Genomic DNA, 11380 nt, shown 5'->3' with positions numbered 1-11380 from the left:
TGAAACCTACCGGGAGGATATCGAGCAGTGGCGCAAACTCTGAGCGGATTACGGTAGAACCGGTCAAACCGGTGGATGCACTCCATCGGCTTGACCGATATTCCAAATGAGTTATTATACTCACAAACCAATCCGACAAGCGGAGGATTTTTGTGTCCTCAAAGACACAGCAAGATATATTTTCAGTTACCCGAATAATTCTAAGTAACTGAAAATCCTTGCACCGCCGTGGGCAGAATTATCCTCCGCAGTCGGATAATTTCAATCTTTCTTAATCAGAGATTAGACTATGAATGAATCATTAAATAGAAAATATAAGAAAATGGGAAAGAACAGTAAATACGGGAGAAATCCCAAGTTGAATCCGAAGACGCACTGCGTGATGGTGCGCTTCGATGATGAGGAATGGAACAAGTTCCTCACGATGTACGAGGAATCAGAGGTGTACGCGAAAGCCGTCTTTCTCAAGGCGCACTTCTTCGGGCAAAAGTTCAAGGTACTGAAAGTGGACAAGACGATGGTGGACTACACGACTAAGCTGTCGGACTTTCACGCCCAGTTCTGTGGCATTGGTACGAACTACAATCAGATAGTCAAAGAGCTGCGCTGCCATTTTTCGGAGAAAAAGGCAATGGCGTTGCTCTACAAGTTGGAGAGTTGTACCATTAACCTTGTGAAGTTGAGCCGGGAGATTGTAGAGCTTTCAAGAGAAATGCGGGCTAAGTGGGAGCAATCCAAATCCGACTGATATGGCATCGGTAAAGGTCAAGTTTCGCTCATCCACCGTGAACGGCAAGGAGGGTACACTCTATTATCAGGTCATCCACAACCGTGTGGTCAGACAGATAAACACCGAGTATAAACTTTTCGTTTCGGAATGGCAGTCCCATTCCGAAACGGTTGTCTTGCATCATCTATCAACAGGACAAGAGCGGAACAATTATCTGCTTTCAATCGGTTCACGCATCAAGTGGGACAAGGAGAGACTGAACAAAATCATACACACGTTATCCCAGTCCGGCACATTTGTAACGGATGATATAGTCATGCGCTTTTATGACAACAGACAAGAACCGTCATTCAACGCTTACATCGGTAAACAGGTAGCGAGACTGAAACGTTTGGGGAAGATACGCACCTCAGAAACCTATACAGCCGCACTCAGAAGTTTCAGCGGTTTTATGAATGACAGTGATGTCTTGTTTGACCAACTTAATGCGGATTTGTTTGCGGAATACGAGGCTTATTTGAAAGGCAGGGGAAATACGCCCAACACCATATCATTCTATATGCGTGTTCTGAAAGCAGTCTATAACCGTGCGGTGGAAGACGGATTGACCGAGCAACGGCATCCGTTCAAGTCCGTCTATACGGGAGTGGAGAAAACCATGAAACGAGCCTTGTCGCTCAATGACATCAGGCGTATCAAAGGACTTGACTTGTCATTGAAACCAAGTCTTGACTATGCCCGTGATATGTTCCTGTTCTGTTTCTATACAAGGGGAATGTCGTTCATCGATATGGCTTATCTGAGAAAGAAGGACTTGCAGAATGGCACTCTTTCCTATCGCAGACGGAAAACGGGGCAGCAGTTGTTCATTAAATGGGAAAGGTGTATGCAAGAGATTCTTGACAAATATCCGATAAATGAAACTGAATACCTCTTGCCTATCATTACAAAACATGATGAAGATTATCGGAAACAATACGCCAACGAGCTTCATCGGGTAAACCATCTGTTGAAGAAAATCGGAAAGAAGTTGGATTTGCCAATACCCTTAACGATGTATGTCGGTCGGCATTCGTGGGCAAGTATTGCCAAGAGCCGTAATGTGCCTATCTCTGTCATCAGTGAAGGCATGGGACATGATTCTGAGAACACTACGCAGATTTACCTTGCATTGCTGGATACCACTGTTGTGGACAAAGCCAATAAGAAAATATTGGATTTGCTGTGAAATAGTAGATGTTTTGCGAATTAGTCCAACGCTTACCAAGAGACGGATATTATAATGCAAAGTTACGCAAAATAATGACTTTCAGGTCATAAAACACAAGAAATCTTGCCGATTTCTAAGTTTTTGTTTTGCAAAGAATACCGGATGTTTTGCGAAAGTTATTCTTATAATAGCTAAACACAACTATATATCAATAAGATAGGACAGTTCGTCCGTCTCTTGGTAAGAGAATAAAACTTAAACTAACAAGAATATGGAATTATTGCTAAAACATATATTAACAGGAAATAATAATCCACCTCAAGGAAGTATCAGTTTTGATTCTTCTGACCATATACGTTTTCAGAACGGACAGAATGTTTCTGGGCATAATTATGGATGTAACCGCCGTCTTGTGATTGAAAAGAATATTCAGGGCGGTGAAGGTTACACAGTTTCGATATACAATATGGACGGGATGCATCCGCTGTAGCAAAACAATGTACAAATGGCCCCCAAACGGATGAAGATTATCAATGTGGATGGAAATGTCGTAGAATTACGAGGCTATGGTCTTGATGAAAACGCATTGGCAATGGGTGCGCCATTGGAAGCTGCATCGTTTGAGAATTATGGAGTTGCGTTGATGATAGAAGATGATAAGATTGTCCGTGCGCAACTTGACATATTTGATAGAAATGTTAGTATAGTATATCTACAATAATCTTTTAATCTTATGGCAGAATTAGATTTAAGACAAGGCACATCAAACATTTACAGCAACGTTGAAGATAGTGAAGCTCTTCCTTTGTTTGTAAGATTCACTAATGATGATGCCGAAAAACAAAACAAGTTAGGCGCAATAACATTTGATGAAATTGTTTCTAATTTATCTGGAGTACATATATGCAGTTTTATTCACCGTCAACACAAAGGGCGCAATAAAATTATAGATGAAATTGCCATAAAAATAGAAGGCGTTGATATTTGTGTGACAGCCCAATTGTCACAAGACGAATGTACTCTTCGCTTCCCTCATTTTACTCAAAAGAACATGGTACTTCCTGAAGAAGATAATCAATATGTCGCAAGGAAGTGCGAAATAAGATTTGTTGATTATTATGAAAATTCATTCAAGTTAATCAATGGAGCTGGAACATATTGGGTTATAAACAATCATCAAATCATCGATTTCTATAAGCAATGTCTTTCATTGCCGATTCCTCCAATTGAAATTCAAATAAAGGAGATGTGGCAAGCTTATCTTGATGGTCTAAATGCCATTCTTGAGAATAAACGTGACCTTATCAGAGTTCAGTCGGTCAGCAAGCAAAAAAACGGTTCGCTACGATTGGACTTTGACATGGAGAGCTATGCGCAAAACCTAAAGAATGCCATATTTGAGGAGTTAAATGGGAAGTGCGAATAGAAGGCCCAAATCTGCATTGAGGACGGAGAATGTTTAATATCTTTCGATAGTTACCAGACAATATCGGATGATACAATAGACAACATCAAAACAATAGGCAGAGATTATTGCTATTCCGCTGAAGCAACTCCTATGAATACTGTAAGCGGATCAATCGCCATTGTTTCAGACCAGGATGAATTGAATGAGATAGTTGCATTAATTGACAAGGAACTTGTGAATTTCGGTGAAGTTATAGAGAAAGATGAAAATGGCGAGTTCCATTTGGATAATGATAAATCTGCTGAAATTTTAAACAAAATTGTTGATACTCATTATCATGGGATTGCTACAGTGGTAAACACGACAAAGATAGTTATGCCACTTTTGCCTACAGAAGATTCAGTTGACATTGAGATGTTGAAAGGATATCTTCCAGAACAAGTTCAGATAAAACCACACGGAAAGCATTTTGTGGTTTCGTCAAAACGGCCTCTAGATGTAAATTTGGAAATATTCTGCAACATGAAATTCTCAAGTTGTATGGTGAATATTGTTCCCAACCAAATAGATACAGATATTCAAATTGAAGGAGCAACAATAAAAAATAACGCATATTCTTGGATTATCAATGACTGTCACGAGCTTCGAACTGTCGGTCGGTTATTTAATGAGGTTCGTAAACGTTATCCAGACCAATATGTAAAGAGCACGTTCTTTTACGCTTTTGCACCACAGATTAACAAAAATGTATTACAAGAGTTAAAGCTCAATTATTATGGAAATCCTTCCATCGTAATTGATATACCTCGTTCTTGTGTTATCTTCTCTCCTAAGTCGAAAGAGGACTATAATATAACAAAAGATACTTTCTTTGAACAACTGGATTCTTCCATTAATGCTACTGCACCAGAATACAGTCCTACTGCTAAAATAGATTTTCTTTGTGAGGATGAAGAATACAGACGCAGTGTGTTTGAAAGAGTCAATGCTGCTTTGTCTGATAAAAGAGGTAAATTCACAGAGAATAAACTTAGTCGTGATGCGAAACAATTGACGTTTGAGTTCGCATTTGAAGATATTGATGAGCGTGATGAGATAGAAAGAATTCTTCAAGAATCGTTGGCTTCAATACATGGCATTAAAATAATTTATGATGATGGCAACAATAAGGGTGTTACAAATTGGTCGTTGTCAGAAGATCCTTCGCTTTTACAGGAATTAGAGCGTAAATTACAATCGGACTTCCGTAATGAAAATGTTAATTACATTAATGGAAAAGAATACGATAAATTAAGTGATGTTGATGAGGAAGAATTGAATTTCAGTCGCTACTCAAAAGCCACTATCGTTAAACGGAAGAGACAGGCATACTTGAAAAGCAATAGTTACAATTTAGGTTCTTGTATTCGCAGATGTCGAGATTATGCAATAATAGATGTTGACAATGAAATGATGGAAACTATGCGGAGCAATGAATTACGCATTTCAGCAGGAGATTACATACAGTTCCCTGCAATGGGTGAAACGATGGAATTAATGCGTCAAAGCGTTGCTATGAATCGTATATTAAAGCCTGCTAACAAATACAATCAAAGCCCGATAAATCCCAATTTACCAAATTTCATTTTTGACCCGAAATATGCAGCTGAAACTGTTGTCAACATAGAGGAAGCCAAAGAAGATATCCGTTCTCATAAAATTGGGAATCTAAACGAAAGGCAACTTGAAGCAGTGACAAAGTCTGTTCTTGCAAAAGATCTGGCACTAATTCAAGGGCCTCCAGGAACAGGTAAAACAACAGTAATTGCAGAGATTATTTGGCAAGAAATTCGAAGAAATCCAGATTGTAGGATTTTGTTGACTTCTCAAACAAATCTTGCGGTTGACAATGCTCTTGAACGTCTACAAGGACAAGCCGGCATAAGACCTGTACGAATTGGCAAGCCAGAAAAACTGGAACCAGAAGGACGGCGTTTTTCTTTACCTATAATACGGAGTTGGACAGAAGGTAGAGATAAGTATTCTGTCAGAGATGATTTAGTTCTTGATACAGCAGATAATGCATCAAAGATGTGGATTGACCGCATTGTAAATAAAGTTTCAAATGACCCGAAATATGCAGATGCTGTAGGTGCATGGAAAACAGAACTTATAGAAAAAGACAAGTATTCACGAACAGAATTTAGCCGATTGTATAGAAGTAATGTCAATCTTGTTGCTGCCACATGTAGTATTTGTGGTTCGCCAGACTTCTTCTATTCATATGTTGATATATTCGGAGAGTGTAGTCGCAACAATATGTTTTTTGATGTTGTGATAATGGATGAAGCCAGTAAAGCAACTCCTCTGGAAATGGCAGTACCTCTTGTGTTAGGTAAGAAGATTATCGTTATTGGTGACCACAAACAGTTGCCTCCAATGATGGACGAAAACACTATTGATAGTGCTTTGGAGAAAATCGGAAAGAAAGATTTAGCAGAAAAATTACAAAAAGCTGAATCTCAATTCAAGAGATTGTTTGAAGCTGCAGCAAAAGTCCGTAAAACAGTTGTAGCGACTCTTGATACCCAGTATCGTATGCATGAGCAAATTATGAATACTATTAAGCAGTTCTATCAGGAAGAATTGGCTGCAACAGGCGGTTTGAAATGCGGTATAGTTGAGTCTATGGATATACCAGACTTGAAGAATAAGGGTAGCCGTTGGCATGGTATCTCGATAAATCCTATCATTAACCCAGAGACTCATGCTGTTTGGATTGATGTTAAAACTCCAGAAACCGCTTTGAATCCTGGTTATAAGAATGAAGGAGAGCTTAAAGCAATAGATTTGGTTCTAAAAGTACTTGAACAAGCTGATGGGTACAAAGAGTTCCAGAATTCACAAACAAAACCTGAAGACAAAGAAATAGGAATCATAACATTCTATAGCGCACAAAGTCGAGAAATAAAGAAAAAATACAAAGGTCGTGCTTATAGAATGGATGTTGTTGACCGTTTTCAAGGTATGGAGCGCAATATCATTATTGTTTCTACGGTTCGTAGCAATGCAAAGAACAATATTGGATTCGCAAAGGAAATAGAACGTATAAACGTTGCTTTTTCTCGTGCCAGACGATTGCTAATTGTCGTGGGAAACAAACGGCAATTTGAGAGTAATAACAATTACGCAGCTTCAATAGCAAATATGGAAACTGTAAGTGTTGAACAATTAAGAGATGCCATAAGATGAAAAAGATAAAAAAACAATCTAAGAAAGTTGCTCTTAAAAAAGTGCAGGAGCCAATCGGAACCCGAATTGCAAAGGCTGTCTATACAGTAAAGAAGATTTCGGAAAGAATTTTTGGCTATATTTCTTATGATATAAAGTTTGTTAAAGCGACTTACACGGGCAAGACTCAACGCCCTGCCAAGATTACTGCAATAGAAAAGGGTATCGTTGGCATCTTGCTGGTTGATGAAACAGCTTCCTTTGAAAGAATAGGAACAATTCTTGGTCTTGATGTAGTCAACGACAAAGCGGAACAAGCAATCTTGCGTACAGCAATAGCAACATTGCAGAGTTTCAATGCCATAGAAGGCGATGACAGTTGCTTGGCTTTGACTGATGGTGGACGTGCTTATGCTGAAAAAGGAGAACGTCCTGATTCTTACACAAAATCCTTTGATATACTTATTGACACCGCACATCCAACATGGTTGAACATAAAAAACTGCTTAGGAGATAACGTAAAGGCTATAGAAGAAATAAATACTCCATGCGATAATCTGAATCTGGATTTGGAACAGATAAAGGCTTATGCGGAATATCAGGCACAAGATGTACATTATCCACAAAACAGGTATCTTCTTGAAAGTGCAACATGGAACGAAGGACATGAAGCATCTTATAAAATTTATGTTTGTTTCGTACAAAACGTAGCAACAAATGAAGTGCGAACATTTGTTTATGATGAAAAGCAAGAGGGATTGAACGAACTCATTGCTGAGCAAATAAACAAAGATGATAACTTGAAAGCCGAACTTCTTTCCAATTGCATTCGTATGGAATGCGAGAATAATGAAGATACAGAAGTTTTGGAGGGTGAAGCTGTTGATGCTGCTATCGCTGAAATTCCTGTAGAATTGAAGGAGGCTGAACAGCAAATGATTAAGGAAGAAGAGGATGCTGAAAAGACAATAGAAAATTTAGAAGAAAAGCGATCTATTTCTGTTCGGAAAACGTCTAGTAAAGACCGTTTGCACAAAAAAGCATTGTACGATTCTTTGTCATTTGAAATTGAATTACAAAAGATTTTCAAAGAAGACAATCCCGATGAAATTTGGCTTATAAGTCCATGGATTAAAGGTGTAGAAAAAAACAAGCACTCTGTTTTTGTTAATCAAAGAGGTCCGGAAATTGAAAGGTTTTTACAAGACGAGAACAAACGTGTTTTTGTCGCATATTCTGCACCAAGTCAAACAAAATCAGGAAAAGTAAAAATAGATGAGCATGGAAATGTGATAAAAAACATAGACGATGACGTTTTACAACTTGCTATAACATTAGAAGAGCAATATACCAATTTCTTCTTTGTGGAATTACCGGAGTTCCATGTTAAAAACGTCATTGAGGTGAAAGCTGACCAACAAATACTGTTTACTGGAAGTTTTAATGTCTTATCATTTTCTGTTTCGCAAGAACAGACTCATATAAGAAGAGAAGAAATGACTTTGGCCCATTATAGTGTCGCCAAGAAAAAGTATGTTGACTACTTATATGAATTTGCTGAGATATATGCAGAACGAATCAAAAAACAAATTGTGACTTTGGATGATTCTTTGGTATCAACTTACAAAAACGAAAGGCTTGATTATTTTCTAATGACAAATAATCAAGAGATTCATAAGCTATTCCTGCCTATTGAAGAACTCTTGGAGGAAAAATCGATAGCTAATACCAAACGTGAATTAAAGCAGAAACTCGCTAAACTTGACCAAGAACTTGTTGCGGCTTCCAATACATTTGGGCTAAATCTTAAAGATAAGAAACGTATTGAAAGCTCATTGGCAAACATTGAGATAGAAATGAAGAATAACAGCATTGATGACCCGGCTATGATGGAATTACTCAATAACAATAAGGATTTGTTGGGTAAGATTCGTGAAAAGAAGATTTTCCCTAGTCATGGCAAAGAATCTTATGCAAAGAATGCCACAACAACAGAGAACAAGACTACTGTTGAAAAGAAAGAATCATCAATAGATACGTTAGATAAAAACCCTGAAGCTACAGAGGATGAATTAGCATTATATATAGCAAGGCTAAGTCAATCATTTATAAATAGAGAAATTGGGAAGCAAGCACTAAATACATCATTAAAAGAACTTACAAAGAATCCTAAATTAGTGGATTTATTAGAAGTTATCTCCGTTGTATCGTCTAAAAACAACAACGAAGCTTTTGATTTATCTCTTGGTATTAAAGGTTATTTGTTCAAATTTCCAACTTTATTTAGAAAGCGAGAACTATTTGAAGCTGTTCAGAAAAGCTCAAGCAAAAAATGGTTACTTGTATATCCAACAAATATCAATTCTATAGTAAATAAACTATTGTAGTATGTCTAGATTTGAATCTTCCAGATTTGTTCGTAATCCAAAAGTAATGCATGTGGATGTACTGAAGTCTGCGTGTGATACTTTAGGGTGGACATATCGTGTGATTGATAATGAATTGTTAGTCACCGATGCAAAGCAAAGTGCAAAGTCGTATGGCGAATTTGCAATAAGGTTGAATCTTACAACAAACGAGGTTACATACAATACTTATTATATGCCAAATGCAGCACAGAAGGTTGAAGAACTGCAAAATCAGTTTTATGCTCTCAATGCTGCATACGCAAAAAAATCTCTCATTCAGGAATTCAAGAAGAGGGGATTTAACTACAAACCCAACGACCATTTCACACCCTCTACCGAGGAAATTTACTGTTTCTTTATGGTTGGTCGTTCAAAAGACAAGAACGAAGACGAACCTGTGGCTCAGATAAAATTCACCATTTTGAAAGATGGTACAATTGTTACTGATTCAGATTATTTGCCAAATGATGTAAACGAACGTGCGCATGATGCTATGGATGTGTTGGAACAATTGCTCGGTAACAAACGAGTTATGACAAAGAAACCTGTACCTTCCAAGTATCTAAGCAAAATGAAACCACGTAGAGTGACAACCCAAACAATTGAGAATAAGTAATGGAAGCAATATACGGAAAAATAAAGGATATGCTTAATGCATATTATCCGGTACTATATCTTACGAGTTTTGAATATGAGCGTACCAAACAAAAGATAGACGGAATCATAAACTCATTGCGATCGGAGAAAAAAGAGGTTCGTCTTTTCAAGTGGAATTGTGTTGAGGGATTAAATCTGATTACGGTTGAAGGTCAGCACCAATATCTCGGAGAAGAATACGATGATGCAGAAATGGTATTGAAATTCATCTATAATGACAAGGAAATATCGAAAGATATATTTGTGTTGGAGGATTTCAGCAATTACATTGAAGAAGAGAAAGTGAAGTTCTATGTTCGCTCTATTGCAGAACGAGCAAAGCATACAAATACTCATGCAATACTCCTTTCTGCTGTATATAAACTACCCATTGAACTTGAAAAATATGTTACTGTCTTAAACATTCCATTACCAGACCGACTTGATATGGAACGGACATTGGTTCAAGTGGAGCGACAATGTAAAATCAACCTCAGTGTTGAAATGCGAAACCGAATGGTAGATGCAGCTCTCGGCATGACTTCTATGGAAGCAGACCTCGCTTTCTGTCTTGCAGCCGTAAAGGATGATTTGGGAGAGAATGCACCTTATACTGTATCATCAGAGAAGGAACAGATTATTCGTAAGTCAGGTATTCTTGATTATTTCCCCAAGAATGAGAATTTGAAAGATGTCGGAGGAATGGAAGTTCTCAAAGACTGGCTTTTCAAAAGGCAGAAAGCGTATGAGAAAAAAGCAAGAGACTTTGGTCTACAAGAACCAAAAGGATTGCTTTTGCTTGGTGTTCCAGGTTGTGGTAAAAGTCTGACAGCAAAAACAATTGCTTCTTATTGGAATATGCCATTGCTTAGACTTGATATAGGCAAAGTCTTCCAAGGATTAGTTGGAAGCAGTGAAGATAATATTCGTAAAGCTATTGCAACGGCAGAAGCTGTCGCACCATGTGTATTGTGGATTGATGAAATTGAAAAAGGTTTGAGTGGAGTGCAATCAAGTGGTGCAACCGATGGCGGTGTAACTTCAAGAATATTTTCAACAATCCTTACATGGATGCAAGAAAAAACATCTCCTGTGTTTGTTGTTGCAACGGCAAATAATATCAATCTTCTTCCTCCTGAGTTGCTCCGTAAAGGACGATTTGATGAAATTTTCTTTGTTGACCTTCCTAACGAAGAGGAACGCAAGAAGATTTTTGAAATTCACCTTGCAAAAAAGAATCAGAATTCACAATCCTTCCCGATGGAGATGCTGAGTAGGAAAACGGAAGGATTCAATGGTGCAGAAATTGAAGAGTGCATAAAAGAAGCAATGTTCGTAGCATATGTTGATAATCCTGAAGCCCCTGTATTAAAGGCGAGTCATTTGGTGGATGCAATCAGCAAAACAGTTCCTTTGTCTACAACAATGAAGGAACAGATTTCCGCATTACGACAATGGGCTTCAACTCGTGCTAAAAATGCTTCAGTAGAAACACCTATAATGCAGCGCAAAGAAATGCCAATATTGTTGACTCGACCAGAGCTTGATATAGAACGTTCATTTGACATTAAACAATAATAAAAATGCCATTCAACAAAAAATAATATAATTGAATGGTGTTTTTATACACAATGGAATTTTAGGCTCAAATATTTTATTACCTTTCCTCTAAAAAGAAAAATCTCCCGCTCTTATATTCGTATGTAACTTACTTGTATCTAATTAATTATACTTATAGTCCGTAAATTTTCCCACAAAACGTCTAAGACGACAAGTAT

General features: G+C 37.7%; 9 protein-coding genes. All 9 read left to right on the top strand.

Annotation, left to right across the window (positions count from 1 at the left end; translation table 11 throughout):
• Positions 1–322 precede the first annotated feature (322 nt).
• The 9 genes from mobA to M1B78_RS17665 all read left to right on the top strand — a co-directional run bounded on the left by mobA (position 323) and on the right by M1B78_RS17665 (position 11180).
• Complete coding sequence (gene mobA / locus M1B78_RS17705; protein ID WP_257941413.1) at positions 323–748, top strand: conjugal transfer protein MobA; 426 nt, start codon at positions 323–325, stop codon at positions 746–748.
• A 1-nt stretch (position 749) separates the two neighbouring features.
• Positions 750–1958, top strand: a complete 1209-nt coding sequence (locus M1B78_RS17700; protein ID WP_257941412.1) for a tyrosine-type recombinase/integrase — start codon at positions 750–752, stop codon at positions 1956–1958.
• Positions 1959–2211: 253 nt separating this feature from the next.
• Entirely contained in the window at positions 2212–2430 is a 219-nt protein-coding gene (locus M1B78_RS17695) for a hypothetical protein (protein ID WP_257941411.1), read from the top strand.
• A gap of 15 nt (positions 2431–2445) precedes the next feature.
• A complete protein-coding gene (locus tag M1B78_RS17690; RefSeq protein ID WP_257941410.1) occupies positions 2446–2661 on the top strand; it encodes a hypothetical protein in 216 nt (71 codons plus the stop codon).
• Positions 2662–2673: 12 nt separating this feature from the next.
• Complete coding sequence (locus M1B78_RS17685; RefSeq protein ID WP_257941409.1) at positions 2674–3366, top strand: hypothetical protein; 693 nt, start codon at positions 2674–2676, stop codon at positions 3364–3366.
• A gap of 132 nt (positions 3367–3498) precedes the next feature.
• The gene (locus M1B78_RS17680) at positions 3499–6579 is read left to right on the top strand and encodes an AAA domain-containing protein (RefSeq protein WP_257941408.1); all 3081 of its coding nucleotides are present in this window, start codon (positions 3499–3501) and stop codon (positions 6577–6579) included.
• Entirely contained in the window at positions 6576–8945 is a 2370-nt protein-coding gene (locus M1B78_RS17675; protein ID WP_257941407.1) for a hypothetical protein, read from the top strand. The genes M1B78_RS17680 and M1B78_RS17675 overlap by 4 nt, the downstream gene beginning before the upstream one ends.
• A 1-nt stretch (position 8946) precedes the next feature.
• On the top strand, positions 8947–9582 hold the full coding sequence (locus M1B78_RS17670; protein ID WP_257941406.1) for a hypothetical protein: 636 nt from the start codon (positions 8947–8949) through the stop codon (positions 9580–9582).
• Positions 9582–11180: an AAA family ATPase gene (locus M1B78_RS17665; RefSeq protein WP_257941405.1), complete on the top strand. Its 1599-nt coding sequence runs from the start codon at positions 9582–9584 to the stop codon at positions 11178–11180. The genes M1B78_RS17670 and M1B78_RS17665 overlap by 1 nt, the downstream gene beginning before the upstream one ends.
• The last annotated feature ends 200 nt before the right edge of the window (positions 11181–11380 follow it).

Source organism: Bacteroides muris (ex Fokt et al. 2023), assembly GCF_024704895.1.
GTDB lineage: Bacteria > Bacteroidota > Bacteroidia > Bacteroidales > Bacteroidaceae > Bacteroides > Bacteroides muris.
This window is presented reverse-complemented; position numbering and strand designations above follow the sequence as displayed.

What these genes read in the sequence shown, in the direction of transcription:
- mobA (WP_257941413.1), top strand. Translation starts at nt 323, where the DNA reads ATGGGAAAGAACAGTAAATACGGGAGAAATCCCAAGTTGAATCCGAAG.
- M1B78_RS17700 (WP_257941412.1), top strand. Translation starts at nt 750, where the DNA reads ATGGCATCGGTAAAGGTCAAGTTTCGCTCATCCACCGTGAACGGCAAG.
- M1B78_RS17695 (WP_257941411.1), top strand. Translation starts at nt 2,212, where the DNA reads ATGGAATTATTGCTAAAACATATATTAACAGGAAATAATAATCCACCT.
- M1B78_RS17690 (WP_257941410.1), top strand. Translation starts at nt 2,446, where the DNA reads ATGGCCCCCAAACGGATGAAGATTATCAATGTGGATGGAAATGTCGTA.
- M1B78_RS17685 (WP_257941409.1), top strand. Translation starts at nt 2,674, where the DNA reads ATGGCAGAATTAGATTTAAGACAAGGCACATCAAACATTTACAGCAAC.
- M1B78_RS17680 (WP_257941408.1), top strand. Translation starts at nt 3,499, where the DNA reads ATGAATACTGTAAGCGGATCAATCGCCATTGTTTCAGACCAGGATGAA.
- M1B78_RS17675 (WP_257941407.1), top strand. Translation starts at nt 6,576, where the DNA reads ATGAAAAAGATAAAAAAACAATCTAAGAAAGTTGCTCTTAAAAAAGTG.
- M1B78_RS17670 (WP_257941406.1), top strand. Translation starts at nt 8,947, where the DNA reads ATGTCTAGATTTGAATCTTCCAGATTTGTTCGTAATCCAAAAGTAATG.
- M1B78_RS17665 (WP_257941405.1), top strand. Translation starts at nt 9,582, where the DNA reads ATGGAAGCAATATACGGAAAAATAAAGGATATGCTTAATGCATATTAT.